Here is a 26,086-nt window from a genome sequence, read left to right as displayed (position 1 = left end):
CGAGGACCTCCGGTTCGTGAGTGGGTGCCTTCAGCAGCTCCACTCCACGTCCGGAGGTCCTCCTCCACAAGATCAGCAGTCAGATCTCGTGGTCACACGTCCTCGACCAACGTCTCTGGTCAGTACACCTAGTCGGTCTCCGGGTTGGAGAACCGCGGGCTCAGCCCGTCGTCCTGAGCACCGCCCACGTCGGGCAGCGGCGCCTCGTCCTCCGCCGCCTCGGCCGCCAGGTCGTCCTGCGGGACGCCGTCGACGTCGCGCTCGAGCGCCTGGAGCAGCCGCTGCTCGTCCGGGCGCAGGTCGGACGGGCCGAGGTGCTCCCCCGGCTCGCCGGCGTCGGAGCCGGAGGCCATGCCACTGTCCGGCAGGGCGCTGTCCGGGAGTTCCTCTCTGTCCACGGGCTGCTCCTCAGCGGGGGAAGTTCGGCTCGAGCCGGGGGACGATCTGCATCTCCGGCACGAACGCGGACGGGTGCAGCAGCAGGAGGGTGCGCACCGCCTCGGCCACGGCCGAGGGCGGCATCATCAGGTGGGACGGGATGCCCCACTGCTCCATCATCGGGGTGTCCATCGCCGCGGGGATGACGCTCTGCACGCGGCAGGGGAACGGACGCTCGCTCCCGTCGGGCTGGCGGACCGCCTTCTCGCGCAGCTCGCGCTGGATGCAGCGGGTGGCGTTGAGGAACCCGGCCTTGGAGCCGTTGTAGGCGATGGCGCCGCTGCCCGAGGTGATCGCCGACAGCGACACGATGTGCACGACGTCGGCGGTGCGGCCCTCCGGCAGGTGCTGCACCCGCTTCATGAACTCGCTGGTCAGGAAGACCGGCCCCTCGAAGTTGACCCCCTGGACCCGGCGGAAGTCCTCGAGGTCGATGTCGGTGACGTAGCCCGGCCGGTCGATGCCGGCGACGTTGACCAGGATGTCGAAGGCGTCGCCGTGCCGGTCGAACAGCGCCTGGACGACCTCGCGCCGGCTGGCGTCGTCGGTGACGTCGAGCGCGACGACCTCCGCCGAGCCGCCGCCGTCGGCCACCAGCGACCGGGTCTCCTCGCTGCCCGCGGCGTTGATGTCCGCGACGGCCACGTGCGCGCCGGCCTCGGCGAGCGCGACGCACGTCGCGCGGCCCAGCCCGCTCGCCCCACCCGTGACCAGCGCGACACGCCCCTTGAGCGACCCGGTGACATCCATGCAGTGCTCCGTTCCCGTGATCCGTGCTGCCGTGATCACTCTCGCGGAGAACCGCCCGGGTCGCAGGTCGAGCTCAGCGGGTGGGGGCGCTCGCCGTCCCGGAGGCGCCGCTGAGCCGCTGCTCCCGCGTGGCCCACACGTCGGCCAGCGTCACCGTGCGCAGGTCGCGCTCGCGGATGAGGTCGAGCAGCTCGCCGTAGACCGTCGTCACCGCCGGGTGGTTGGCGTGCCCGATGACGATCTTCTGGGCGGTGAACCACTCGCGGGCGTGGGCGACCAGCTCCGGGCCGGAGAGCACGGTGTGGTCGCCCAGGGTGCCTTCCCACATGGCGATCGTCGGGTGTCCCTGGTCGGCGGAGATGCGGTCGATCCGCTCGTCGTGGGCGCCGAACGGCGGCCGGAAGAAGGGGCTGTCGGCGACCCCGAGGGTGCGGCGCATGAACTCGCGGTTGCGGCCGATCTCCTCGGCGACCTCGGCGTCGCCGAGGGTGGTGAGGTCGGGGTGCGACCAGGTGTGGTTGCCGATGGCCACCTGGCCCGACTCGATCATCGGCCGCAGCGCCCGCGCGCTGTCCTCCCACGACCGGTAGCAGCCGTTCGGGAAGAAGGTCAGCCGGATGCCGGTGTCCTCCGCCAGCTTCGTGTACGCCGCGACGACCTCGGCGTTCGTGCCGTCGTCGATGGTGAGCGCCAGAGCGTTGCCCTCGCCCGGCAGGGCCCAGACGACACCGGTCGGCGGGTCGACCGCGACCGGCCCGGTCGGGGCCGCCGGCGTCGGCTGGGCGGACGGCGCGGCGGCCGGCGGGGGCGCGGGCGGGTCGGCGGCGGACGCCTCGGGCGGGGCGCCGAGCTGGTCGGCACCGTTGGCCACCGCGGCTCCGGCGAGCCCGGCGGCGAGGAAGAGCAAGAACCTCCGGCGGTCCATGGCGCGGGACGGTAGTGACGGGTGGGACGACGGCCGGGGAGGTCGCGGGGGACGCGCCGGACCGGTTCGTACCGTCAGGGCGGGCCCACGCAGGGTCACGGGATCGGGACGAGCCCGGCCTCCTCGATGAGCCGCGCCTGCTCGCGGCACCAGGGCGACCACGCGTCGCCCTCGGTCGCCTGCCGCTGCCGGAAGGCCGCCCAGTCGAGCAGCTCCCAGTCGGCGACCTCGGTCGGGTCGGGCGCGGGGGTGCCGCGGTACCGGCCGAGGTAGACCGGGCACACCTCGTTCTCCACGACGCCCCGGAACTCGGCGCGGTACCGGTAGCCGGGCAGCGCCGGCCGGACCGCGGCGACGTCGAGGCCGAGCTCGAAGCCGGCGCGGCGGGCGATGGCGGCCTCGTCGTCCTCGTCCGGGCCGGGGTGGCCGCAGACGGTGTTGGTCCACATGCCCGGGAAGGTCTGCTTGTCCTCCGCGCGGCGGGTGACCAGCAGCCGGCCGGCGTCGTCGAACAGGTAGGCGGAGAAGGCGCGGTGCAGCGGCGTCTCGCCGTGGTGCACCAGCGGCTTGGGCATCGTGCCGATCGCCGCCCCCGCCTCGTCCACGAGGACGATCAACTCGGTCACGCCGCCCATCGTCCCAGGTGCCGCCCGCGGTCGCCGCGCCGTGATCAACTCCCCCCTCGCCGCGTGGTCGCGACCCGCGCCGCCTGCGGCGAGGACGGCGACCACACCGCGCGGGCGACGGCCTGCCCGGCCACCCGGCGGGGTCGGGGAGCGGGCGGCAGAGTGGACGGGGTGGACAGCTTCCGGCGCGGCGACATGGTCTTCGACGTCACCGACGGCGGCCCGCCCGACGGCGAGGCGGTCGTCCTGCTGCACGGCTTCCCGCAGGACCGCACCGCCTTCGACCTGGTGGCGCCGGCGCTGCACTCGGCCGGGCTGCGCACGCTCGCCGTCGACCAGCGGGGCTACTCGCCCGGCGCCCGGCCGGTGGGGCGCCCGCAGTACCGCGTGCGGGAGGCGGCGGAGGACGTGCTGGCGCTGCTGGACGCCGCGGAGCTCGAGGGCGCGCACGTGGTGGGGCACGACTGGGGGGGCGCCGTGGCCTGGGCCCTCGCGGACTGGCACGCCGACCGCGTCCGGACGCTCACCGCCCTCTCCACGCCGCACCCGGCGGCGATGCAGGAGGCCCTGCTGAAGAGCGACCAGGCGCTGCGCTCGGTCTACATGGGCCTCTTCCAGCTGCCGCTGCTACCCGAGGCGGTGCTGCTGGCGGGCAGGGGTGCCGTGCTGCGCCGGATCCTGCACCTCGGCGACCTGCCCCCGCACCGGGCCGAGCACTACGTCCGCCGGATGCGCGAGCCCGACTGCCTGTCCGCGGCGCTCAACTGGTACCGGGCGGTGCCGTGGAGCGGCAGGGACCGGGTCGGCACCGTGCGCGTCCCGACGCTGCACGTCTGGAGCACGGGCGACACCTTCCTCGGCCGCACCGCGACCGAGGCGACGGCGAAGCACGTCGACGCCCCGTACCAGCTGGTGGTGCTCGACGACCTCCCGCACTGGATCCCGGAGCTCGCCCCCGACCGGACCGCGGAGCTGATCACGGCCCACGTGAAGACGGCGCCGTAGCCGGGTACGGCCGCCGGGCATGACGACCGTGTCCGCGTCGCCGACCCGCGCCGAGCGCCTCGACGGGCTGTCCTTCACCCGCGAGCACGGCCGCCTCGTGGTCGGCTCCGGGCTGGGCTGGGCGCTCGACGCGATGGACGTCGGGCTCATCTCGTTCGTCATGGCCGCGCTGGCCGCGCAGTGGTCGCTGTCGGCCACCGAGCTGTCGTGGATCGGCTCGATCGGCTTCGTCGGCATGGCCCTCGGCGCCGCCCTCGGCGGGCTGCTGGCCGACCGGTTCGGCCGCCGCCAGGTCTTCGCGCTCACCCTGCTGGTCTTCGGCGTCGCCACCGGCGCGGCGGCGCTGGCCTGGTCGGTGGGCGCGCTGCTCGTGTTCCGCTTCCTCATCGGCCTGGGCCTCGGCGCCGAGCTGCCGGTGGCCTCGACGCTGGTCAGCGAGTTCGCCCCGGCCCGGGTGCGGGGGCGCGTGGTCGTCGCGCTGGAGGCGTTCTGGGCGGTCGGCTGGGTGCTGGCCGCGCTGATCGGCTACCTCGTCGTCCCGCGCAGCGACGCCGGCTGGCGGTGGGCGCTCGCGCTCGGCGCGGTGCCGGCCCTCTACGCGGTCGTCGTCCGGCGGGGCCTGCCCGAGTCGGTGCGCTTCCTCGAGCTGCGCGGCCGCACCGAGGAGGCCGAGGCGGCGGTGCGGCGGTTCGAGGCCGCCGCCGGGGTCGCGCCCCGCTCGTCTCCCCCGGCCGCACCGCCGGCGGCGCAGCGGGTGCGCGGGCTGTGGGCCGCCGGCACCCGCGTGCGGACGGCGGCCCTCTGGGCGGTCTGGTTCAGCATCAACTTCGCCTACTACGGCGCGTTCATCTGGCTGCCCACCCTGCTGGTCGAGGCGGGTTTCTCCCTGGTCCGCTCGTTCGGCTACACGCTGGTCATCACGCTCGCCCAGCTGCCCGGGTACGCCGCTGCCGCGTTCCTCATCGAGAAGTGGGGACGGCGGCCGACCCTCGCCGTCTTCCTGGTGGGCTCGGCGGTCGGCGCCGCGCTGTTCGCCACCGCCGACGGCGAGACCGCGGTCCTGGTCACCGGCATGGTGCTGTCGTTCTTCAACCTCGGCGCGTGGGGCGCGCTCTACGCGGTGACGCCCGAGGTCTACCCGACGGCGCTGCGGGCCGGCGGCGCGGGCGCGGCGGCGGGCTTCGGCCGGATCGCCTCGATCCTGGCGCCGCTGTCGGTGCCGCCGCTGCTCGCCCAGGGCGGCAGCGGCCTGGTCTTCGGCGTCTTCGCGTTCTTCTTCGCCGTCGGCGCGCTCGCCACCTGGGGGCTGCCCGAGCTGCGCGGGCGGGCACTCGAGTGAGCTCCCTCGCCGACACCTACCGCCGCTACAACGCCGCCTGCAACGCCCACCGCTTCGACGAGCTGGGCGAGTTCGTGCACGAGGAGCTCGTGGTCAACGGCGAGCGGGCCGCCCTCGCCCCCTACGCCGAGGGGCTGCGGGCCGTCGTCCGGGCGTTCCCCGACTACCGGTGGGAGATCGAGCACCTGCTGGTGGACGGCGACGTGGTGGCCGCCCACTTCACCGACACCGGCACCCACCGCGGGGAGTGGCTCGGGGTGCCGGCGACCGGCCGGCGGGTCACCGCGCGCGAGTTCGCGTTCTACCGCTGGGCGGGCGGCCGGATCGCCGAGGTGTGGGTGACCGCGGACGACCTCGGCGTCCTCGAGCAGCTCAGGGCGCCGTAGGGGCTGGCCACCGCGTCCGCGCCGGGCCACGCTGTGCCGCCATGAGCCTCGACCCCGTGGAGACCAACCCGGACCACTACAAGGTGGTCTTCGAGAACGACCGGGTGCGCGTGCTGGAGTACACCGACCGCCCGGGCGACCGCACCACGCCGCACGAGCACCCCGACAGCGTGATGCACACGCTCTCGGCGTTCCGCCGCCGGCTCGTCTCCGGGGACCGGCACCGCGACGTCGAGATGCCGGCCGGCCTGACCGGCTGGCTCCCCGCCCAGCGGCACCACGGCGAGAACATCGGCGACACCCCGACCCACGTGCTGTTCGTCGAGCTGAAAGACGGGGGCGGGAGCACCGGCCGGTACCTCGGCCCGGACTGACGCCGTGGACGCCGCCGACGTCGCGCTGCGCAACGCCACCTACCGGCGGTTCGTCGAGCTCGGCCGTGCGCCCACCCCCGAGGAGGTGGGCGGCGACCGGGACGACGTGGTCGCGGGCTGGCGCCGGCTGCACGACGCCCACGCGCTGGTGCTCACCCGCGCCGGCGACGAGATCCGGATGGCCAACCCGTTCTCCGCCGTCCCCACCGCCTACCGGGTGCGGGCCGGCGGCCGGTGGTGGTACGCGAACTGCGCCTGGGACGCCTTCGGGATCTGCGCCGCGCTGCACGTCGACGGCGGGATCGAGGCCTCCTGCCCCGACTGCGGCGAGCCGCTGCGGGTCGCGGTCCGCGACCGCGAGCCCGACGACGGCTCGCTGCTCTTCCACTGCCTGGTGCCGGCCCGGCGGTGGTGGGACGACATCGTCTTCACCTAGAGCACGATGAACCTCTTCCGGTCGGGAGAGCACGTGCGGCGCTGGCTCGGCGCGCGGACGCCGGGTGCGACCCTCGCCGTCGGCACGCTGAGCGCGCTGGCCCACGCGTGGTGGGGCGACCGGCTGGCCCCGGACTGGGTGCCGCACACCGTCGCGCAGAACCAGGCGGTCCTCGACGGGCTCGGGCTCGACGGCGAGTTCTGGCGGCTCGGCTAGCGCGCGAGGTTCTCCCCGGCCGCGCTGGGTAGCGGCAGGTCATGGCGAAGCTCGAGCGCGGCCACCTGGAGGGCCTCACCGTCGCGGTCACCGGTGCGAGCGGCAACGTCGGGACGGCGCTGCTGCGGCGGCTGACCGGCAGCGGCGCGGCCGAGGTGCGCGGGCTCGCCCGCCGGGAGCCGCCCGACCAGCCGCCCTGGGACCGGGTCCGCTGGACCTTCGCCGACCTCGGGGAGGCCGACAGCGAGCAGGCGCTCCCGGAGTTCCTCGACGGCGCCGACGCCGTCGTCCACCTGGCGTGGGCGCTGCAGCCCGGCCGGCACCCCGAGGCGCTGCGCCGGGTCAACGTCGAGGGCACGCGCCGCGTGGTGCGGGCCGCGGTCGCGGCCGGGGTGCGCCACGTCGTCCACATGTCCTCGCTGGGCGCCTACGCGCCCGGCGCCCGCGGCCAGCAGGTGACCGAGGACTGGCCGACCACCGGCATCCCGAGCTCGCAGTACAGCCGGGACAAGGCCGAGGCCGAGCGCGCCGTCCGCGAGCTCGGCACCCGCTCCCCCGACGTCACGTTCAGCGTCGTGCGGCCCACGTTGGTGCTGCAGCCGGCGGCGGCCAGCGAGATCGGCCGCTACTTCCTCGGCCCGCTGCTGTACGGCGCCGCGCGGCTGCTGCCCGAACCGGTGGCGAAGGTGCTGCCGCTGCCGCTGCCGCAGGTGACGGTGGGCTTCATCCACGCCGACGACGTCGCCGACGCCCTCGAGCGCATCCTCGACCGCCGCGCGTCCGGCGCCTTCAACCTGGCCGCCGAGCCGACCATGGACGGCGACGCCCTCGCGAAGGCCCTGGGCACGTTCCGCGTGCCGGTGCCCGCACCGGTGCTGCGCGCTGCCCTCGCCACCGCGTTCGCCGCCCACCTGGTGCCCACCGAGCCGGGGTGGCTGGACCTCGGCCTGAACGCGCCGGCGCTCGACACCACCCGGGCCCGGCGGCTGCTGGACTGGGCGCCGTTCCACCGCGGGGACGAGGTGCTCGCCCAGTTCGTCGCCGCCCTCGGCCGCGGCGAAGGGGCGCCTGGGCCGCTGCTCGACCCCGCCGGCGGGCCCGAGCGCGACCCCGACGGTGACCCGCGGAACGCCCCCGGTCCCCGCGCCAACTAGAGCTCCGGGCCCGCGTTCGTGCAGGGTGGGGGCGTGGAGACGCTCCTGGACGAGCAGGGCCGGCCCGAACCACCGGCGGACGGCGACGAGCTGGCGACCCTCCTGGGCTTCCTGGAGTTCCAGCGGGCGACGCTGGTCTGGAAGACCGACGGGCTGGACGCCGACGGCTTCCGGGCCCGGGTCGGCGCCTCGACGATGACCCTGGGCGGGCTGCTCACCCACCTGGCCTGGGTGGAGGACAGCTGGTTCACCTGGCGGCTGTGGCAGCGCGACCCGGGCGCGCCCTGGAACGCCGTGGACTGGGAGGCCGAGCCCGACCGGGACTGGGAGCGCGCCGCGGACCTCTCCCCCGACGAGGTCCGCGAGGTGTGGCGGGCTGCCGTCGAGCGCTCCCGCGAGCGGGTCGCCGAGGCGCTCGCCGACGGCGGGCTCGACCGCCCGCTCGCCGTCCCGTGGCCCGACGGCCGCGCCCCGAGCCTGCGCTGGCTGCTCGTGCACATGATCGAGGAGTACGCCCGGCACAACGGCCACGCCGACCTGATCCGCGAGACGATCGACGGCGCGACCGGCGAGTAGCCCGCTCAGGACGGCGCGCTGCCCAGGAGCGCCCGGGTCATCGCGTTGCGGGTGTCCAGCAGCTCGTCGAGGGCGCCGGAGAGGTCCTCGGCGGAGACCGCGATCGCCGCCTCGCCAGGGGTGCGCGTGGCGGCCAGCAGCGCCGCACGGCGCAGCAGCTCCTTGAGGAACGACGCGGTGACGCCCTCGGTCCGGGCCAGGACGTCGTCCAGGCCCGAGGTGTCGACGTCGAGGTCGCCGCGGTAGAGCTCGAACAGCGCCCGCCGGGCCGCCGCGTCCGGCAGCTCCAGCGCCACGGCCTGGTCGACCCGGCCGGGGCGGGCGGCCAGCGCCGGCTCGAGCAGGTCGGGCCGGTTGGTGGTCAGCACGAAGACGACGTCGGCGTCCTCGGCGAGGCCGTCCATCTCGTTGAGCAGCTGGAACAGCAGCGGGTGCTGGCCGGGGTGCATGCCGCGCTCCTCGGCGATCAGGTCGACGTCCTCGACCACGACCATCGCCGGCTGCAGCGTGCGGGCGACCGAGCACGCCTCGACGATCAGGTGCAGCGCGTTGGCGGTCAGCTGGACCACCGTGGTGTCGACCAGCTGGCTGACCAGGAACCGGACGGTGTGCGTCTTGCCCACCCCGGGCGGGCCGAACAGGAGCAGGCCGCGCTTGAGGTGCTGGCCGGCCGCGAGCAGCCGCTCCTTGTGCCGGGCCACCTCGACCACCTGGCGGCGGACCTCGGCGAGCGTGCCGGGGTCGAGCACCAGCTGGTCGGCCGACATGGTGGGCCGCCGGTGGAAGGTCAGCACCGCCTCCCCGTGGCCGAACACCTCGCCGCCGAAGGACAGCACCTTGCCACGGAAGACGTTGCGGGCCAGCACCTCGGCCCGGATCTCGCCGGCCGCCCGGCGGGCGACCTCGGGGTCGGTGCCGGCGACGTGCAGGGTGGTCACCGGCATGCCGATCTCGGGCTCGGGGCCGCGGACGAGGACCGCGAGGCGGGTGCCGCCCTCGGTGACGAGGTACAGCCCGCAGCGCACGCACGCCCGCGCCTCGCCGTCGGGGCCGGCGGCGCGGTTGACCCGCGAGGGGTTGCCCGGCCGCGGGCCGAACGGGTCGGCGGCGCCGCCGTCGGCCGCGGTCAGCAGCTCGCCCAGCCCGAACGGCCGGTGCTGGTAGCCGACGATGCCGACCAGCTCGGCGCTGCGCTCCGGATCGGCCAGCCACGCGTCGAGGCCCGCCTGCACGTTCACGTGCTCGTAGCCGGGCCAGCTCTCCTGGACGACCTCCAGCTCCTCGGCGCCGTCCCCCAGGTGCTCGGTGAGGATGCGGGTGAGCGTGACCCGCTCGTCCGCCCGGGCCGCGCCGACCACGGCGCGCACCCCGCGCCGGACCAGCCGGCCGACGTCGGCCAGCTCCGGCCGCAGGGCACCGTCGGGCCCGGCGGGCTGCGGGGCGGGCCCGGGACCGCAGGCGACCCACCCGGCGGACGCGCGCTTCGTCACGAGGCCGGACGGTAGCGGGGCGGACCCGGCTCGTCAGCCGGTTTCCGCTGGTCAGGCGTCCGACGACCGCTCCGACCAGGCGCCCACCGCCCGGCCGGACCGGGCGAAGACCTCCGCCGCCCGCTCGGCGCGCAGCGCGACGAGCACGCCCTCGGCCTCGGCGAGGGTGGTGCCGGGGTCGTCGGCGGCGACCAGCCGCCCGGTCGACCGGGCCCGCCGCCCCTCGACCGAGACCAGCTCGCCGGTGGCCACGAGCGGGACGCCCAGCTGCGCCGGGCGGCGGTAGGTGACGGTGAGCGAGGCGGTCAGCCCGCCGTGCCCGGCCGCGCGCGCCGCCCGGGCCACGACGTGGTCGAGCAGGGTGGCGACGACGCCGCCGTGCACCAGCCCGGGCGGTCCCTCGTGCGCCTTGCCGACGGTCACGCGGCCGACGCAGCGCCCCTCGCCGGGGAAGTCCTCGACGACCATCGGCGGCGCGACCGGGCTGCCGGGCCCGTAGACCGGGCTGAACCAGCGCTCCCCGGTCTCCGGGTCGTCGACGGTGGCGATCTCGTGCACCTCGCGCAGGTCGGCGCCGAGCAGGGCGGTCAGCTCGCGGGCGGCGCGGGTCGCCTCCTCGAGGTCGGCGACCGGCACCTCGGTGCGGACGGCGGCGTCGACGAGCCCGCGCAGCGCGTCGCCCAGCGCACCGACCGCGTCGCGGCGGGCGGCCCGCTCCCCCGGCGGGAGCTCCGGCCGGTCAGCCACGGGGCATGCCGGCCTCGCGCAGCAGCGCGCCGCCGATGATCAGCCGCTGCACCTCGCTGGTGCCCTCGTAGAGGCGGAAGAGCCGGGCGTCGCGGTAGAAGCGCTCGACCGGGGTGGTGCGCAGGTAGCCCATGCCGCCGTGCACCTGCACCGCCCGGTCGACGGCGCGGCCGACCATCTCGGTGCAGAACAGCTTCGCCGACGACGGCCCCACCGAGGTGTCCTCGCCGGAGTCGTAGCGCGCCGCGACGTCCAGCACGAGGCTGCGGCCGGCCAGCAGCTCGGCGTGCATGTCGGCGAGCATCGCCTGCACCAGCTGGAACCGGCCGATCGGCGCCCCGCCCTGCTTCGCCGACGCGGCGTGGGCCACCGACTCGTCGAGCACGCGCTGGGCCATGCCGACGCAGAGGGCGGCGATGTGCAGCCGGCCGCGGGAGAGCACGGTGAGCGCCTTGGCGTAGCCGCGCCCCTCCTCCCCGATCAGCGCCTCGGCCGGCACGTGCACGTCGTCGAAGAACACCTCGGCGGTCCAGGCGCCGGCCTGGCCCATCTTCCGGTCCTTGGGGCCGACGGTGACCCCGGGCGACGCGGCGTCGACGACGAAGGACGAGATGCCGCGGCCGCCCTTCTCCTCGGGGTTCGTGCGCGCGAACACCATGAAGACGTCGGCGATCGGCGCGTTGGTGATGTAGCGCTTCGACCCGTTGACCACCCAGCCGTCGCCCTCGCGCCGGGCGGTGGTGCGCAGCCCGGCCGGGTCGGAGCCGGCCTCGGCCTCGGTGAGGGCGAAGGAGCCGATGAGCTCGCCGGCGGCCAGCCGGGGCAGGTAGGCCTTCTTCTGCTCCTCGCTGCCGAACCGGGCGATCACCTGGCCGGCGATGCCGTTGTTGGTGCCGAACAGCGAGCGGAACGCCGGGGTGGTGTAGCCGAACTCGAAGGCCAGCTGCACGTCCTCGGACATCGTCACGCCGAGCCCGCCGTGCTCCTCGGGCAGCGCGTAGCCGAACAGGCCCATGTCGGCGGCCTTGGCGCGCAGGTCGTCGGGGATGCGGTCGTCGTCCTCGATCTGCTCCTCGCGCGGGACGACCTCCTCCCGCACCAGCTGGCGCACGGCGTCCCGGATCTGGCGGAAGTCCTCGGCGTCCACGCGCTCATGGTGCCGGGTGTCCGACCCGGCCACCGACGCGGGCCGAGCCGGGATCTTGGCGACATGTTCTAAACACAACGGAGTCAAGTCATAACTTTCTGTTGTGCTCGAACGGGTGAACCGCCTAGGCTCGGAAGCGGCTGCAACGACCGGCCCCCTACGGTCCGACCGCCCCGGAGACCCTGTGCCACTGCTCAACGTCGCCCTCGTCCCCGCTCCCGACCAGGTCGTCGTCCGCCTCACCGGCGACGCCGACCTCTCCACCGTCCCGCTGCTCACCGACGCGCTCACCCAGGCCGCGGGCCTGGGCACCACCCACCTCGTGGTCGACGTCGCCTCGGCCCGCTTCTGGGACAGCTCCGCGCTGCGGACGCTGGCGTCCATCAGCGGCGAGCTGAGGACCGCCGGCCGCTCGTGCCGGATCGTCGGCGCCGGCGCGGCCACCCGCCGGCTGGTCCGGGCGGCCGACCTCGGCGACAGCCTCGACCTCGACGGCCTCGTCGTCGAGCGCGCCACCCCCGACCCGGTGGCCGCCGGTGCGGGCACGCCCCGCCGGCCGGCCGGCCTGCGCGCCCGCCCGGCGGTCCGCCCCGCGCGGACCGCGGGCAGCGCCATCCCGCTGCACCGCTGGCGCTGAGCGCCCCTCCTACCTGCGCCGATCGGGGGCGGGGCGGGTAGGAAGGGCGCATGGGCGAGGTCGTGGTGCTGCGGCACGGGCAGACGGAGTGGAGCCGGAGCGGTCAGCACACCGGGGTCACCGACCTGCCGCTGCTGCCGGAGGGCGAGGAGCGGGCCCGCGCCCTGCGCGAGGCGCTGAGCGGGCGCACCTTCACCGCGGTGTGGGTCAGCCCCCGGCAGCGCGCCCGGCGGACCGCCGAGCTGGCCGGGCTGGCGGAGACGGCGGTCGACGACGACCTCGTCGAGATGGACTACGGCGGCTACGAGGGCCGGACGACGGCCGAGATCAGCGACGAGCTCGGCCGGGAGTGGTCGGTGTGGCGCGACCCCGTCGTCCCCGGGGCGACGCCGGGCGAGACGCTCGAGCAGGTGGCGGCGCGGGTCGACCGCATGCTCGACCGGCTCCGGCCGAGGCTGGACGACGGCGACGTCGCGCTGGTGGCGCACGGCCACGTGCTGCGCGTGCTCACCGCCCGATGGCTGGGGCTGGCGCCCGAGGCCGGCGCGCTGTTCGCGCTGCCGGCCGGGTCGTTCGGGGTGCTCGGGCACGAGCACGCCCGACCGGCGCTCACCGGCTGGGGACTGCGCTGACCGGCTGCCAGCCGTTGACCGGCTCCTCCACGGCGGCGCGCGGCCGCGACGGGCGGCCGAACAGCCAGCCCTGACCCAGGTCGGCGCCGAGCGCGGCCACCTCCCGGGCGATCCGCTCGCTCTCGACGCCCTCGGCGACGACGAGCGCGCCGAACCCGTGCGCCTGCTCGACGACGTCGCGGATCGTGGCGCAGGCGCGCTCGTCGGGCAGCTGCCGGACCAGCGCCTTGTCCAGCTTCACGACGTCCGGGCGGACGGCGGAGAGCAGCGCGCGGCTGGACCACCCCGCGCCGACCTCGGCCAGGGCGACCCGGAACCCGACCGCGCGGACGTGCTCGAGCACCTGGTCGAGGTGCCCCTGGTCGGCGAGGGCGTCGGGCTCGGCGACCTCCAGGACCAGCTGCCGGGGCGCGAGGCCGGCGTCGTGCGCGGCCCGCTCGGTGCTGGCCAGGCACACCTGCGCCCGGAAGATCGCCCGCGGCGAGGTGTTGACGAACAGGTCGGCCTCGCCGAGCCAGCCCGCGGCGCCGGCGACGGCGGCCTCGCGACCGATGCGGTCGAGCCGGTGCAGCCAGCCCGCCGAGCCGGCGACGAAGAACAGGTCGCCGCCGGGCACCTCCCGGCCGTCGACCAGGCCGCGCAGCAGGGCCTCGTGGCCCACCTTGGACCGGTCGGCCAGCGAGACGACCGGCTGGTAGACCGACCAGAACTCGGCCTCGGCGAGGACGCCGATCTCGACGGTGATCCCGCGGCGGGCGAGCTCGACGGCGAGGGTCGGCGCGTTGAGCAGCGCGGTGGTGAAGGCGACGTCGTCCTCCGGCGGGTCGGTGACCACCCGGACGGCGCGGGTCTCGGCGTCGGTCAGCTCGTGGGCGAGCCGGGCGAAGAGCCGGTCGAGCCAGCGGCCGCCGCGCTCGTCGACGACGTCCAGCACGCGGGGCGAGGCCTCGACGGACAGGCCCATCGTCCGCGCCGTCCGCGCGATGGCCGGCAGGACGTGGCTGATGGGGGTGGCCAGGAGCGCCCGGGTCGCACGCCCGGGCACCTCCCACCGCTGGGATCGCTGCGTGCCCACCGCCCGAGGATGACCGACCGACGGGCCCCTCCCGCACAGGCGCGCGGTACGGCAGGATCAGTTCCGACCCGTGAAAGTCTCAACGAACGGGCCGGAGCACTGGCATTCCTGACTTTAGTGTCTAAAGTCTGCGGCATGGCCGCACTCACGACCCTCGAACCCCCTCGGAGCAGCCGGGGCGGGCGCCCCCGCGACCCCAGCCGGGACGGCGTCATCCGGGCCGCGATCCTGCGGCTGCTCGCCGACGTCGGCTACGGGGCGCTGACCATGGACGCCGTGGCCGCCGAGGCCGGCGTGGGCAAGGCGACGATCTACCGCCGCTGGCGCACCAAGCAGGACCTCGTGGTCGACACCATCGCCGACCTCAACCGGGAGGAGGCGACCGCGCCCGACACCGGGTCGCTGGAGGAGGACCTCCGGACCCTGCTGCGGCGGCTCGTCACGGTGATCAACGGGCCGGTGGGCGCGGCCACCCTGTCCCTGCTCTCCACGGTGCCGCACCAGCCGGCGCTGGCCGAGGCCTTCCGCAGCGGTCCGCTGGGCGTCTGGCGGGCCGCCTTCGACGAGGTGTGGCAGCGGGCCGAGGAGCGCGGCGAGCTCCAGCCCGGCGTGAGCGGCAGCCTCTCGGCCGAGATGACCAGCGCGCTGCTGGTGCAGCGGTGGCTGCTCACCGGCGAGCCGGTGGACGACGCCTACGCCGACGACGTGCTCGAGACGGTGGTCCTGCCGCTGCTCAAGCGGGGCTGACCCTCACCACCCCAGGCTGGTCGGCCCACCCTTGAACGGGCCGACCACCTCGTCGGTGACCCACCCGCCGCAGAAGTCGCCCGGCTGCGGCCGGACGACCTCGCCGTCGACGAGGGCGCGGTCGACCTTCCCCGGGTAGAAGGCGACGGCGCCGCGCAGGTGCTCGTAGCCGGCGGTCGGCTGCTCGTAGGACCAGGCCGCCGCCGGGACGCGCCGGCCGCCGACGACGGCGTCCCAGTAGGTGGCCGCGCCCTTCCACTCGCACCACGAGCCGCCCGCGGCGCGCTCCAGCACGCCGTCGGCGACGTCCTCGCGGGGGACGTAGTAGACCGGCGGGTGGCTGGTCTCGCAGACGCGGACCGCCCGGGTGGTGTCGGCCACGACGCGGCCGCCGAGCTCCACGACCACCCGCCGCGGGGTGACCTCGGCCGAGGGCGGGCGCGGGTAGTCCCAGACCGACTCCTGGCCGGGACCGACGGGATCCGGGCGCGGGGCTCTCACACCCCGGCCTTCGGCTTCAGTCGTGGTTGCGGATGCGCCGGACCACGGCGACGGTCAGCAGCAGGCCCACCGCGCCGACGGCGGCCATGCCCACCGGGGTGGCCAGGAACGACTGCACCGCGGCCTGCCCCTTGGCCCTCAGCCGCGTGGGGCTGCTCCGGTGGACCAGCTGGTCCAGGGTGGCCGCGAGCGACTCGCGGGCGGCGTCGATCTCCAGCTGGATCTGTCGAGGGTCGCGAGGCACGGCGACAGCCTGCCAGACCGCGCCCGGCGCAGCGCGTCCGCGTGGTCACGGCGCACCCGTCCGGGCGACTCCTAGACTTCGGGGCCTGCGCGGGAGTGGTGTAACGGCAGCCACGCCAGACTTAGGATCTGGTGCCTTCGGGCGTGGGGGTTCGACTCCCCCCTCCCGCACGACAGCAACCGATCCGGCAGCCGCCCGCGTGGTCGGGGGCGGAGGCGGCCCCGCTGCCCGTGGTCTCGAGCAGCGGGGCCTGACCGCGGTGGTCCCCCGGGAGACCAGCGCGGCTGCTCGAGGGGTGCCCGCGACGAGGCCGGTGCGCTTCAGCGCTCCCGCTGCTCGCGGAGCTCGCCGGTGCGGACCAGGTGTTCGGCCACGTCGCGGACCTTGGTGTTCGTGGTCATCGACGCGTGCGCCAGGAGCTGGAACGCCTGGTCGGCAGTGATCTTGTGCCGCTCCATCAGGATGCCTTTGGCCTGGTCGATCACGGCGCGGGAGTCCAGGGCCGCCTGCAGGTTCCCGACCATGATGCGGGCGCTCTCGTACTCCTGCATGTTGCCGATCGCCACCGAGGCGTAGGGCGCGAAGCCGATCGCCGCCGCCCGGCTGTCGTCGTCGAAGGCATCCACCTCGCGCGCGTAGATGTCGAGCGCGCCCGACGAGCCCTCGTCGTTGATGATCAGCGGCACCGACAGCGAGCTGAAGTTGCCCGCTCCCCGCGGGGACGAGAGGAAGACGGACGCCTCCGAGTTGCCGGGCATCACCGACTTGGCCGTGTCGGCCACCGCTTGCAGCAGCGACTCCATGGACAGCTCGCGCAGCGCCAGGCGGCCCAGTCGCTCCAGGGCCTCTCCGGCTCCCCCGGCGGACGACGGATTCCTGCTGGGCATGGACGCGCGCTCCGGTCGGTCGTCGCGCCGGGGCTCCCGCCTCGGCGGCGGGGCCCCGCGTGGGGGCCCCGCACTGGTAGCGCCCGCTTCGTCGGCGCGGCACCGACGCGGCTTCTGCACGTCCGGGTCGGACGCTACGCCTCGTGCGGCCGGGCCGTTCCGCTGACCCCGGCCGCGCGACCTCCGGCCCGGGCCGCGCGCCGGTTATCCCTGCCGCGGTCCCGGCACGGCCAGCGGCGGGATGTTCTGGTTGAGGCGGAACAGGTTGTCCGGGTCGTAGCGGCGCTTGAGCGTCGCCAGCCGGGTGTAGTTGGCGCCGTAGTTCTCCGGCACCCGGTCCTGCTCGTCGCCCGAGGCGAAGTTGGTGTAACCGCCGGGCTGCGACTGCGGGCCGATGGCGGCGAAGTAGTCCCGGACCCACGCGATGCCGCGCTCGTTGTCGGCCGGCTCCGGCCACATGCCGGCCATGTTGGCGACGTACCGCGCGTCGCGGTGCCCGAAGGCCGTCGCGTCCGGTGCGACCTCCTGCACGGCACCGGTCAGCGGGTACATGTGCATCGCGCAGGTCACGGCCGGCATGCGCGCCCCGTGCTCCATGTGGGCGGCGATCGCCTCGTCGGTCAGGTCGGTGAGGAACGCGGCCTTCCAGTAGTGCTGCAGCCCCGGCGGCAGCAGCGGGTCGAACAGCGCGTTGAGCGCCGGGTACGGCATCGGACCGACCATCTCGGCCGCAGGCCGCGCCACCTGGCGGAACCGGTCGAGGTACCGCTCCCCCGCCGCCGGCTCACCGGTCCAGCAGGAGATGACGACCGCGAACGGGTCGCCGACCCGGTCCTCGGGGATGAACGGCAGCGGCGCCGCCAGGTGCATCGCCGGGTAGCCGCCGTACTCCCGGGGCGCCCCCGCCAGCTCGTCGTCGAAGAACCGGAAGATCGCCGGGCCGTCGGCCAGCTCGAAGAACATGATGCCGACCAGGACGTTCTCCGGGATCGGGTGCACCCGGTAGGTGAACTCGGTGACGACGCCGAAGTTGCCGCCCCCGCCGCGCAGCGCCCAGAAGAGGTCCGGCTCCTCCTCCTCGCTGGCGGTCACCTGCTCACCGGCCGCGGTCACGACGCGGGCGGAGAGCAGGTTGTCGCAGGACAGTCCGTGGGCGCGGGACAGGTAGCCGACCCCGCCGCCGAGCGTCAGCCCCCCGATGCCCGTGGTGGACAGGATGCCGCCGGTCGTGGCCAGACCCGCCTCGGCCGCGGCGTCGTTGAACCCGCCCCACGTCGTCCCACCGCCGGCCGTCGCGGTCCGCGCGCCGGCGTCGACCGCCACCGTCCGCATCGGGGAGAGGTCGGCGACCAGCGCGCCGTCGGCCGTGCCGTACCCGGGCACGCTGTGGCTGCCGCCGCGGACCGCCAGCAGCATGCCCAGCTCGGCCGCCTCGCGGACGACGGCGGCGACGTCGTCGGCGGACGCGCACCGCACGATCGCGGCCGGGCGCGCGTCGATCATGCCGTTGTAGACCCTGCGGGCCTGCTCGTACTCCTCGTCTCGGGGGAGGACCACCCGTCCGGTGACGCGACCGGCCAGCGACTCCAGCGCCTGCGCCTGTGCCTGTGTCATGACTGCTCCTCGGGGGCGGACGGGCCGCACGCCCTCGGGCTCGGGGGCGCGAGACCGGAAGAAGCGCCCACCGTAGGAGCGGCCCCGGGGACCCGCACACGGCCGAAGGTCCCCGTCCGCGCGGTCAGCCGCCGACGTACTCCGCGAGGTGCCGGCCGGTCAGGGTCGAGCGGGCGGCGACCAGGTCGGCCGGCGTCCCCTCGAAGACGATCCGCCCGCCGTCGTGACCGGCGCCGGGCCCGAGGTCGATGATCCAGTCGGCGTGCGCCATGACCGCCTGGTGGTGCTCGATGACCAGCACCGACTTGCCCGAGTCGACCAGCCGGTCGAGCAGGCCGAGCAGGTTCTGCACGTCGGCCAGGTGCAGGCCGGTGGTCGGCTCGTCGAGGACGTAGACGCCGCCCTTCTCGGCCATGCGGGTGGCCAGCTTGAGCCGCTGCCGCTCGCCGCCGGACAGCGTGGTGAGCGGCTGGCCGATCGACAGGTAGCCGAGCCCGACGTCGGCGAGCCGCTCGAGGATCGCGTGCGCGGCCGGCGTCTTCGCCTCGCCGTCGCCGAAGAACTCCTCCGCCTCGGTCACCGACATGGCCAGGACCTCGGCGATGTTCCGGCCGCCGAGCGTGTACTCCAGCACCGACGCCTGGAACCGCCTGCCCTCGCAGTCCTCGCAGGGCGACTCGACGGTGGCCATGACGCCGAGCTCGGTGTAGATGACGCCGGCGCCGTTGCAGGTCGGGCAGGCGCCCTCGGAGTTCGAGCTGAAGAGCGCCGGCTTCACGCTATTGGCCTTCGCGAACGCCTTGCGGATCGGCTCCAGGAGACCGGTGTAGGTGGCCGGGTTGCTCCGCCGCGACCCCTTGATCGCGCCCTGGTCGACCGTCACGACGCCGTCCCGGCCGGCCACCGAGCCCTGCACCAGGGAGCTCTTGCCCGAGCCGGCCACGCCGGTGAGCACCACGAGCACGCCGAGCGGGATGTCGACGTCGACGTCCTGCAGGTTGTGCGTGCTCGCGCCGCGCACCTCGAGCGCCCCGGACGGCGTGCGCACCGACGGCTTGAGCGCCGCCCGGTCGTCCAGGTGCCGGCCGGTGAGGGTGCCGCTGGCCCGCAGCCCGTCGACGGTTCCCTCGAAGACGACCTCGCCGCCCCCGGTGCCCGCGCCCGGGCCGAGGTCGACCACGTGGTCGGCGATCGTGATGGTCTCCGGCTTGTGCTCGACGACGAGCACGGTGTTGCCCTTGTCCCGCAGCTGCAGCAGCAGGTCGTTCATGCGCTGGATGTCGTGCGGGTGCAGGCCGATCGTCGGCTCGTCGAAGACGTAGGTGACGTCGGTGAGCGACGAGCCGAGGTGGCGGATCATCTTGGTGCGCTGGGCCTCGCCCCCGGACAGCGTCCCTGCCGGCCGGTCGAGCGACAGGTAGCCGAGCCCGATCTTCGTGAAGGAGTCGAGCAGGTGCCGCAGGCCGGCCAGCAGCGGGGCCACGGACGGCTCGTCGAGCGCGCGGACCCAGCCGGCGAGGTCGCTGATCTGCATCGAGCAGAGGTCGGCGATGTTCTTCCCCCCGATCGTCGACGACCGGGCCTCCCGGGTGAGCCGCGTCCCGTCGCAGTCGGGGCAGGTCTGGAACGTGATCACCCGCTCGACGAACCGCCGGACGTGCGGCTGCAGCGCGTCGACGTCCTTGGACAGCATCGACTTCTGGATCTTCGGGATCACGCCCTCGTAGGTCAGGTTGATCCCCTCGACCTTGATCTTGGTCGGCTCCTTGTACAGGAGGTCGTCCAGCTCCTTCTTCGTGTACTTCCCGATCGGCTTGTCCAGGTCCAGGCCGATCCCCTGGAAGAGGCGGCCGTACCACCCGTCCATGCTGTAGCCGGGGGCGGTCAGGCCGCCCTCGTTCAGCGACCTGGTCTCGTCGTACAGCGCCGTCAGGTCGAAGTCCGAGACCGAGCCCATGCCCTCGCAGCGGGGGCACATGCCGCCGAGGTAGACCACGTCGCGCACGACGCTCTTCTCGACCCGCCCGCCGGACTTCTCCGTGCTCAGCACCCCGCTCGCCTTGCGGGTCGGGACGTTGAACGAGAACGCGGTGGGCGGACCGATGTGCGGCGTGCCGAGCCGGCTGAAGAGGATGCGCAGCATCGCGTTGGCGTCGGTGGCGGTGCCGACGGTGGAGCGGGGGTTGGCGCCCATCCGCTCCTGGTCGACGAGGATCGCCGTCGTCAGGCCTTCGAGGAGGTCGACCTCCGGCCGCGACAGCGTCGGCATGAACCCCTGCACGAAGGCGCTGTAGGTCTCGTTGATCAGCCGCTGCGACTCCGCGGCGATCGTGTCGAAGACGAGCGAGCTCTTGCCCGACCCGGAGACGCCGGTGAACACGGTCAGCCGCCGCTTCGGGATCTCGATGCTGACGTCCTTGAGGTTGTTCTCGCGGGCGCCGTGCACGCGGATCAGGTCGTGGCTGTCGGCGGGGTGCGCGGCCGTCTGCGGATCCGCGCTGGTGAGCGTGCTCATCGTGTCTCCATCCGTCGGGCGGGGTCGATCATGACGTACGGGTCAGACGAGCCAGGCGCCGTCGCGCATCAGGGTGCGGCCGGGGATCTCGTCCGCCTCCCGCCAGGCCTGCAGCCGCACCGGCCGCAGCACCAGGAACACGTAGCCCGCGCTGCGGCGCGGGTCCCAGTCGGCCTGCCCGACGTAGGCGGCGCCCAGCGCCTCGTCGGCGGCGACGTCGGCGGTCCGCTCGAGGACGGCGTCGACCACCACCACGTCGCGGGTCGGCCCGACGGCGAGGCGGGCGGTCCCGGACGCGGTCAGGTTGCGAGCGGTGACCGAGCTCGCCTCGACCGCGATCACCACGCGCTGGTCCGTCCAGGCCAGCGAGAGCGGCACGAGGTGCGGCTCCCCGGCCGGCGACGCCGTGGCGACCCACACGTCGATCGCGGGGGTGGTCAGCAACGCCAGCGCATCGGCCTTGCGGGTCGCGCGGTCTCGGGGCTCGGGCACGGCGGTCACGCTAGGCACGGCGCGCGTTCCGGGTCTTCTCGATTCCTGACCGGTTCCGATCCACGCACGTCCGGACCGGTCCGCGGCCCGGGACTCATCGGTCCCCGGTCAGTCCAGGACGGCGCGCAGTTCCAGCTCGGTCGAGGGGTGGTCCGGGTCGTCGTCGTCCACGACCGCCAGCAGGTGCACCGCGCCGCCGCCCACCTCGCGCAGCGCCAGTCCCTCCACCTTGTGCACGTGGCCGTCCACCTCGGGGATCGGCGCGACCGCGACGACGTCCTCGTCGTCGACCAGCACGAGCGCGGTGGCGACGACGGGACCGTCGTCGACGGCGTTGGGGGTGTCCTCGGCGGCCGCGCTCAGCAGCACGCGCCCGTCGGGCAGCGCCACGGCGTCGGTGACCGCCAGACCCACTCCCTCCGCCTCGCCGAGGTCGTAGGACCGTCGGCCGGCGAGCTCGACCGCCGCGGGGTCGGCCCGGCCCAGGACCGCCGCGACCAGCGCGTCGAGCGGGACGTCGACGCTGCACGAGGGCACGCCGGCGGCCAGGTTGCCGCGCTGGAACCAGCGCACCGCGTCCCCGTGCCGGCTGGCGCCCTCCAGGTTGAGCTGGTCCTCGGGCACGCCGAGGAGCTGCCCGGCCCGCCGGTAGAGGGGGGCCAGGTCGGCGACCCGCACCTCGGGGCCGTCGTCGACGAGCCGGACCAGCACACCGCGGGTGCGCCGGTCCGACGAGCCCGACCCGAGCAGCAGGACCGCCGGTGCGCCGTCCACCTCGGCCGGGCAGGCGACCTCGAGGTCGGGCTTGAGGTGCTTGGTCCCCGCCGCCTCGCTGAACACGTCGTGCCCCTCGACCGGCGGGAACACCCGCACGGCGGTGGTGCCGCCGGGGCGACGCCAGGCCGCGGCCGTGGCGTCGTCCTGGACGACCAGCCAGCCGTCGCCGAGCGGCGCGATCCCCGAGGCCGCCCGCACCGGCGACCCGTCGTCGAACCACAGCGCCCGGACGGCGTCCACGACAACCCGCACAGGAGGACTGTGCCCGGGCGCGGCGGGTTCTAGGCCAGGGCGTCCAGTCGGACCATCTCGTCGTCCGACAGGCTCAGGCCGGCCGCACCCATGTTCTCGGTGAGGTGCTCGACCGACTTCGTGCCCGGGATGGGCAGCACGACCGGCGACTTCCGGAGCAGCCACGCGAGCGCGACCTGTGCCGGGGTGGCGTCGAGCTCGCGGGCGACGGCGGCCACCGGGCTGTCCGGCGCGGCCAGGTCGCCGGTCGCGATCGGGAACCACGGGATGAACGCGATGCCCTCGCCGGTGCAGTGGTCGAGGACGTCCTGCGACTTCCGGTAGGTCAGGTTGTAGAGGTTCTGCACGCTGACGACGTCGACGATCTGCCGTGCCGCCTCGATCTGCTCCACCGACACCTCGGAGAGGCCGATGTGGCGCACCTTGCCCTCGTCCTGCAGCGCCTTGAACGCACCGAGCTGGTCGGCGAGCGGGAACGCCGGGTCGATGCGGTGCAGCTGGAGCAGGTCGATCCGGTCGACCTGCAGGTACCGAAGCGAGAGCTCGACCTGCTGCCGGAGGTAGGCGGGGTGGCCGACGACGGTCCACTCCCCCGGTCCGGTGCGGGCGAAGCCGGCCTTGGTCGCGATGACCAGGTCCTCCGGGTAGGGGTGCAGGGCCTCGGCGATGATCTGCTCGCTGACCGCCGGGCCGTACGAGTCGGCGGTGTCGATGAAGTCGACGCCCTGCTCGACGGCGGCGCGGACCACGCGGACGGCGGCGTCCCGGTCGGTCGGCTCGCCCCAGACACCCGGGCCGGGCAGCTGCATGGCGCCGTAGCCGAGGCGGTGGACGGGGAGGTCCCCGCCGACGAGGAACGTGTCGGACACTGCGGATACGGTCATGCCGGGCGCAGCATGCCCGGTGCCCACGATGTTCCCGGCGCTGCAGAATCGGCCTCTGACCAGCACATCTCCCCGTCCACAACGGTTGCCACGGCGACTCGTTCGAACGTATGATCGAACATGTGGACGCACCCGCTCCCGGCCCGCAGACCGGCCTCGCCGAGGGCCCGCTCGGCGACGCGCAGCGGGCCGACCGGGAGATCGCCCGGTGGACGGCCCGGCGGGCGCGCGCCCTGGCGGCGTACGCGGACTCGATGCCGGCGACCGCCGATCGCGCGCAGGGTGAGCCGGGGGCGATGAGCGCGGACCGGTGGGCCCGCCGGCCGGAGGTCCTGAGGCCGGTCTCGGAGTGGGCGGCGCAGGAGGCGTCGATCGGGCTGACGCGGTCGCAGCAGTCGGCCGAGGAGCTGATCGAGCAGGGGTGCACGCTCCAGCTGCGGCTGCCGGGCACGCTGGCCGCCCTCGAGTCGGGGCTGCTCACGCCCGACCACCTGTGGCCGCTGCTGCAGCACGTCGCACCGGTCGCCGACGACCGGCTGCGCGGGGAGGTCGAGGACGAACTGCTCGGCTGGGTCGCCGAGCGGGCCGTGCGGCGGACGATCACCACGCCGCCCCAGCTGCGCGACCGGGCGCTGCGGGAGGTGGAGCGCCGGGACGCCCGCTCCGGGGCGCAGCGGGCCGTGGCGGCGGCGCGCCGGCACGGCGTCCACCGGCAGTCGGGGCGCGACGACGACGGCTCGGCCTGGCTCGCGGTCGGCGGTACCCGAGCGGAGATCGAGGCGCTGTTCGCGGCCCTGGGCGCCTGCGCCGCCCCCCTGCCGGGTGACCCCGACGACACGCGCGGGCGGCCGCGCGAGATGTTCGACTGCCTGCTCCACCCCGTACGGCGGCCGGGGGAGTCCGAGCTCCCGCCGGTCCAGGTGGTGCTGACCGTCCTCGCGCAGCTGCAGACCCTGCTCGGCGGGGACCAGCCCGGCGAGGTCGACGGCCAGGTGGCCTCCGCCGAGGAGATCCGGCAGCTGCTGATCGCGCTGACCGGGTCGGAGCTGGGTGCCGCGGCCCTCGCGGAGCTCCGGCCGGCCGCCGTGACCGACCGGGTGGACGAGCAGTTCCTGGACGACCCCGGTTGGGAGCCGTGGGAGTACACCCCCGAGATGCGGGCGGCGCTGGCCGAGTGGGAGGACGGCTGGGACCGGCGGTGCGCGGCCGGGGCGTTCGACGACCCCGCTCCGGCGCCGGCTCCGGCGCGGCCGGTGACCCTCGACGACTTCGACCCCGAGTTCGACCGGCTGATGCGCGACCTGGACGACCGCTGGTGGGCCGAGCTGGAGGCCCGGCTGGCGAGCGACCCCGACGTCGGGGACGAGCCCGTGCCCGACGAGCCGGCGACGTCGTCGCCGGGGGACCGGTGGTGGGCCGACGCCGATCGCGCGGTGGACGACGCCTCGGTGGCGGTGCTGGCCGCGACGCGGGCGATCGGGCACGCCGAGCGGGTGGTCGACACGGCCGAGCGCGCCGATGCCGCCGACGAGGCCGCGCGACGGGCCGGCCCGGCCGGTCGGGTCGACGCCGCCACCGATGCGCTCGCCGCGCCCCGCGCCGCCGCCGACATCGATCGGGAGGCGCTGGCGGACCTGCTGCACCGCTCCGCCGGCGGCGGACTGGCCGAGCGACCACGCATCGCGCTGGTCGACGCGCTGACCGGTGCCTTCGTCGGGCTGACCGACCTGCCCGGGCTGCGCCGGGTCGCGCACTGCGGCCGCCCGGCCTGCCGGCGACGCCCCGACCGGTGCGACCACGACCTCACCGACCGGCACGGCCCGGGCCCGCCACCGCCGACGGACGGCTACCGGCCAGGGCCGAGCTCGACCGGTACCTGCGGCACCGCGACCGGCGCTGCCGCTTCCCCGGCTGCCGCCGCCCGGTGCGCAGCGGCGAGCTCGACCACCACGTGCCGTACCCGCTGGGCCCGACGTCGGCGGACGACCTGGCCGGCTACTGCACCGGCGATCACCGGCTCGAGCACCAGGCACCTGGGTTCACGCACGACCTGGCCGCCGACGGCACCGTCACCGTCACCACGCCCAGCGGCCTCACGGCGACGACCGAGCCGCCGCCCTTCTAGGAACCGACGAGCGCCCGGTTGAGGACGGCGATCAGCTCCGTGCGGGTGACGATGCCGGCCAGCCGGCCCTCGGCGTCGACCACCGGCAGGTGCCGCAGCCCGCTGTCGCTCATCAGCGCCACCAGCCGGGCGACCGGGGTGTCCACGCCGACCGTCGTCACCGGGCTGCTCATCACCTTGGACACCGGGTCCAGGTCGACCACGTCCAGGTTGAACAGGTCGTAGACGGTCACGATCCCGACGACCCGCTGCTCCTCGTCGACGACCGGCAGCGCCTTCACGTGGTGCTGGTTCATGAGCATGCGCGCGCGGTACAGCGACTCCTCCGCGCGCACCGTCTGCACGTCGCGGGCCATCAGCGTGCCCACCCGCAGCGAGCCGAGCCGGCGGTCCAGCGCCTGCGCCTCCGCCTCCCGCACCAGGGCCAGCACGTCACCGGGCAGCACGTCGAGGCCGCGGTCGAGGCGGGCCATCGCCTCGCGGATGTCCTCGGTCCGCACGCCGATCCGCTCGCTGGGCGCGGCGTCGGCGCCCACCTTGGGCGCCGGCGGCTCGGGCACGTGCGGGTAGGGCCGGCCGGTCAGGTTGTTCACCAGCGCGCCGACGACCAGCAGCACCACCGTGTTGACCCCGACCGGCCAGACGGCGAACGCGTACCCCTGCTCGGCCACCGCCGACGTCCCCACCGCGGCGAACAGCGCGCAGGCGCCGCCCGGCGGGTGCACGCAGCGCAGCAGCATCATGACCGCGATCGCGGCCCCGACGGCCAGCGCCGCCGCCAGCGTGACGTCGTCGAACACCCGCCCGGCCGTGACGCCGATGAGGGTCGACACGACGTTGCCGACCAGCAGCGACCACGGCTGGGCCAGCGGGCTGGCCGGCGCGGCGAACAGCAGGACGGCGGTGGCGCCCATCGGCGCCACGATGAACGGCAGCATCGCCGGCCCGCCGGGGACCGTCTGCGCGGCGAGCGCGGCGAGGGCGATCCCGACGAAGGCGCCCAGGCCGCCGCGCAGGTAGTCGATCCGCCGGTAGCCCAGCGGCCCCGGCCGCAGGGACGTCCGCCAGGCCCGCAGGTCCGCGTGCACCCTCGCT

At 75.1% G+C, this 26,086-nt stretch carries 29 protein-coding genes and 1 tRNA gene; 13 read left to right on the top strand and 17 right to left on the bottom strand.

All coding sequences use genetic code 11. From position 1 onward, the window contains the following. Positions 1–128: 128 nt before the first annotated feature. From ACI8AF_RS12895 to idi, 4 genes are all read right to left on the bottom strand, one after another. On the bottom strand, positions 129–398 hold the full coding sequence (locus ACI8AF_RS12895; RefSeq protein ID WP_456540110.1) for a hypothetical protein: 270 nt from the start codon (positions 396–398) through the stop codon (positions 129–131). 10 nt (positions 399–408) lie between these two features. Next, the gene (locus ACI8AF_RS12890) at positions 409–1,188 is read right to left on the bottom strand and encodes an SDR family NAD(P)-dependent oxidoreductase (protein WP_456540109.1); all 780 of its coding nucleotides are present in this window, start codon (positions 1,186–1,188) and stop codon (positions 409–411) included. Positions 1,189–1,261: 73 nt separating this feature from the next. Then, on the bottom strand, positions 1,262–2,113 hold the full coding sequence (locus ACI8AF_RS12885) for a polysaccharide deacetylase family protein (RefSeq protein WP_456540108.1): 852 nt from the start codon (positions 2,111–2,113) through the stop codon (positions 1,262–1,264). 95 nt (positions 2,114–2,208) lie between these two features. Continuing rightward, complete coding sequence (gene idi, locus ACI8AF_RS12880) at positions 2,209–2,739, bottom strand: isopentenyl-diphosphate Delta-isomerase (protein ID WP_456540107.1); 531 nt, start codon at positions 2,737–2,739, stop codon at positions 2,209–2,211. Between the two features lie 63 nt (positions 2,740–2,802). Here idi and ACI8AF_RS12875 point away from each other — a divergent pair, with 63 nt between their 5' ends. The 8 genes from ACI8AF_RS12875 to ACI8AF_RS12840 are packed head-to-tail and all read left to right on the top strand — an operon-like array spanning position 2,803 to position 8,225. Then, positions 2,803–3,744, top strand: a complete 942-nt coding sequence (locus tag ACI8AF_RS12875; RefSeq protein WP_456540106.1) for an alpha/beta fold hydrolase — start codon at positions 2,803–2,805, stop codon at positions 3,742–3,744. Positions 3,745–3,763: 19 nt separating this feature from the next. After that, complete coding sequence (locus tag ACI8AF_RS12870) at positions 3,764–5,083, top strand: MFS transporter (protein WP_456540105.1); 1,320 nt, start codon at positions 3,764–3,766, stop codon at positions 5,081–5,083. After that, positions 5,080–5,469 carry an ester cyclase gene (locus tag ACI8AF_RS12865; RefSeq protein WP_456540104.1) on the top strand — a complete coding sequence of 130 codons (390 nt, stop codon included), beginning with the start codon at positions 5,080–5,082 and terminating at the stop codon, positions 5,467–5,469. The genes ACI8AF_RS12870 and ACI8AF_RS12865 overlap by 4 nt, the downstream gene beginning before the upstream one ends. 41 nt (positions 5,470–5,510) lie before the next feature. Next, positions 5,511–5,843, top strand: a complete 333-nt coding sequence (locus tag ACI8AF_RS12860) for a cytoplasmic protein (RefSeq protein WP_456540103.1) — start codon at positions 5,511–5,513, stop codon at positions 5,841–5,843. 4 nt (positions 5,844–5,847) lie between these two features. Next, on the top strand, positions 5,848–6,279 hold the full coding sequence (gene merB, locus ACI8AF_RS12855) for an organomercurial lyase (RefSeq protein ID WP_456540102.1): 432 nt from the start codon (positions 5,848–5,850) through the stop codon (positions 6,277–6,279). 6 nt (positions 6,280–6,285) lie between these two features. Next, positions 6,286–6,495 (top strand): hypothetical protein, encoded by a 210-nt coding sequence (locus ACI8AF_RS12850; RefSeq protein ID WP_456540101.1) that lies wholly within the window; start codon positions 6,286–6,288, stop codon positions 6,493–6,495. A 41-nt stretch (positions 6,496–6,536) separates the two neighbouring features. Next, a complete protein-coding gene (locus ACI8AF_RS12845) occupies positions 6,537–7,649 on the top strand; it encodes an NAD-dependent epimerase/dehydratase family protein (protein ID WP_456540100.1) in 1,113 nt (370 codons plus the stop codon). Between the two features lie 33 nt (positions 7,650–7,682). Next, a complete protein-coding gene (locus tag ACI8AF_RS12840) occupies positions 7,683–8,225 on the top strand; it encodes a DinB family protein (RefSeq protein ID WP_456540099.1) in 543 nt (180 codons plus the stop codon). A gap of 5 nt (positions 8,226–8,230) precedes the next feature. Here the strand turns inward: ACI8AF_RS12840 and ACI8AF_RS12835 are convergent, their stop codons facing one another. Genes ACI8AF_RS12835 through ACI8AF_RS12825 form a run of 3 tightly spaced genes read right to left on the bottom strand, consistent with a single transcriptional unit; the run spans position 8,231 to position 11,609 of the window. After that, positions 8,231–9,715, bottom strand: coding sequence for an AAA family ATPase (locus tag ACI8AF_RS12835; RefSeq protein WP_456540098.1), 1,485 nt, complete (start codon positions 9,713–9,715; stop codon positions 8,231–8,233). Positions 9,716–9,766: 51 nt separating this feature from the next. Then, positions 9,767–10,462 (bottom strand): PaaI family thioesterase, encoded by a 696-nt coding sequence (locus ACI8AF_RS12830; protein WP_456540097.1) that lies wholly within the window; start codon positions 10,460–10,462, stop codon positions 9,767–9,769. Further along, positions 10,455–11,609 (bottom strand): acyl-CoA dehydrogenase family protein, encoded by a 1,155-nt coding sequence (locus ACI8AF_RS12825; protein WP_456540096.1) that lies wholly within the window; start codon positions 11,607–11,609, stop codon positions 10,455–10,457. Before ACI8AF_RS12825 ends, ACI8AF_RS12830 begins: the two co-directional genes overlap by 8 nt. 184 nt (positions 11,610–11,793) lie before the next feature. Here ACI8AF_RS12825 and ACI8AF_RS12820 point away from each other — a divergent pair, with 184 nt between their 5' ends. After that, the gene (locus ACI8AF_RS12820) at positions 11,794–12,246 is read left to right on the top strand and encodes an STAS domain-containing protein (protein ID WP_456540095.1); all 453 of its coding nucleotides are present in this window, start codon (positions 11,794–11,796) and stop codon (positions 12,244–12,246) included. 50 nt (positions 12,247–12,296) lie between these two features. After that, a complete protein-coding gene (locus tag ACI8AF_RS12815) occupies positions 12,297–12,878 on the top strand; it encodes a histidine phosphatase family protein (RefSeq protein WP_456540094.1) in 582 nt (193 codons plus the stop codon). On the opposite strand, the gene ACI8AF_RS12810 is transcribed toward ACI8AF_RS12815, so the two are convergent. After that, the gene (locus tag ACI8AF_RS12810; RefSeq protein WP_456540093.1) at positions 12,856–13,953 is read right to left on the bottom strand and encodes an EAL domain-containing protein; all 1,098 of its coding nucleotides are present in this window, start codon (positions 13,951–13,953) and stop codon (positions 12,856–12,858) included. The two genes, ACI8AF_RS12815 and ACI8AF_RS12810, sit on opposite strands and share 23 nt — an antisense overlap. 135 nt (positions 13,954–14,088) lie before the next feature. Between ACI8AF_RS12810 and ACI8AF_RS12805 the strand changes: the two genes are divergently transcribed. Further along, positions 14,089–14,700 carry a TetR/AcrR family transcriptional regulator gene (locus ACI8AF_RS12805; protein WP_456540092.1) on the top strand — a complete coding sequence of 204 codons (612 nt, stop codon included), beginning with the start codon at positions 14,089–14,091 and terminating at the stop codon, positions 14,698–14,700. A gap of 3 nt (positions 14,701–14,703) precedes the next feature. Here the strand turns inward: ACI8AF_RS12805 and ACI8AF_RS12800 are convergent, their stop codons facing one another. Together ACI8AF_RS12800 and ACI8AF_RS12795 are read right to left on the bottom strand one after the other, a co-directional pair. Continuing rightward, positions 14,704–15,201: a DUF427 domain-containing protein gene (locus tag ACI8AF_RS12800; RefSeq protein ID WP_456540091.1), complete on the bottom strand. Its 498-nt coding sequence runs from the start codon at positions 15,199–15,201 to the stop codon at positions 14,704–14,706. A gap of 16 nt (positions 15,202–15,217) precedes the next feature. Then, complete coding sequence (locus tag ACI8AF_RS12795; RefSeq protein WP_456540090.1) at positions 15,218–15,445, bottom strand: DUF3618 domain-containing protein; 228 nt, start codon at positions 15,443–15,445, stop codon at positions 15,218–15,220. An 89-nt stretch (positions 15,446–15,534) separates the two neighbouring features. On the opposite strand from ACI8AF_RS12795, the gene ACI8AF_RS12790 reads away from it, so the two are divergent. Further along, a tRNA-Leu gene (locus ACI8AF_RS12790) sits at positions 15,535–15,615 on the top strand. A gap of 150 nt (positions 15,616–15,765) precedes the next feature. Here ACI8AF_RS12790 and ACI8AF_RS12785 read toward each other — a convergent pair. The 6 genes from ACI8AF_RS12785 to ACI8AF_RS12760 form a co-directional block, all read right to left on the bottom strand. Continuing rightward, positions 15,766–16,332 (bottom strand): ANTAR domain-containing response regulator, encoded by a 567-nt coding sequence (locus tag ACI8AF_RS12785; protein WP_456540089.1) that lies wholly within the window; start codon positions 16,330–16,332, stop codon positions 15,766–15,768. A 204-nt stretch (positions 16,333–16,536) separates the two neighbouring features. After that, positions 16,537–17,946, bottom strand: a complete 1,410-nt coding sequence (locus ACI8AF_RS12780) for an FAD-binding oxidoreductase (protein WP_456540088.1) — start codon at positions 17,944–17,946, stop codon at positions 16,537–16,539. 124 nt (positions 17,947–18,070) lie between these two features. After that, complete coding sequence (locus ACI8AF_RS12775; protein WP_456540087.1) at positions 18,071–20,461, bottom strand: ATP-binding cassette domain-containing protein; 2,391 nt, start codon at positions 20,459–20,461, stop codon at positions 18,071–18,073. Positions 20,462–20,503: 42 nt separating this feature from the next. Next, complete coding sequence (locus ACI8AF_RS12770; RefSeq protein ID WP_456540086.1) at positions 20,504–20,953, bottom strand: pyridoxamine 5'-phosphate oxidase family protein; 450 nt, start codon at positions 20,951–20,953, stop codon at positions 20,504–20,506. A 108-nt stretch (positions 20,954–21,061) separates the two neighbouring features. Further along, a complete protein-coding gene (locus ACI8AF_RS12765; RefSeq protein ID WP_456540085.1) occupies positions 21,062–21,982 on the bottom strand; it encodes a DUF6910 family protein in 921 nt (306 codons plus the stop codon). Positions 21,983–22,011: 29 nt separating this feature from the next. After that, the gene (locus tag ACI8AF_RS12760) at positions 22,012–22,866 is read right to left on the bottom strand and encodes an aldo/keto reductase (protein WP_456540084.1); all 855 of its coding nucleotides are present in this window, start codon (positions 22,864–22,866) and stop codon (positions 22,012–22,014) included. Between the two features lie 122 nt (positions 22,867–22,988). On the opposite strand from ACI8AF_RS12760, the gene ACI8AF_RS12755 reads away from it, so the two are divergent. Then, positions 22,989–25,013, top strand: coding sequence for an HNH endonuclease (locus tag ACI8AF_RS12755; RefSeq protein ID WP_456540083.1), 2,025 nt, complete (start codon positions 22,989–22,991; stop codon positions 25,011–25,013). On the opposite strand, the gene ACI8AF_RS12750 is transcribed toward ACI8AF_RS12755, so the two are convergent. Continuing rightward, on the bottom strand, positions 24,988–26,079 hold the full coding sequence (locus tag ACI8AF_RS12750) for an HPP family protein (protein WP_456540082.1): 1,092 nt from the start codon (positions 26,077–26,079) through the stop codon (positions 24,988–24,990). The genes ACI8AF_RS12755 and ACI8AF_RS12750 overlap by 26 nt on opposite strands. Between the last annotated feature and the right edge of the window lie 7 nt (positions 26,080–26,086).

The sequence above is a fragment of the Blastococcus sp. SYSU D00669 genome, from assembly GCF_054050715.1.
Note: the sequence above shows the minus strand (reverse complement) of the source record. Positions and strands in the feature narration are given on the sequence as shown.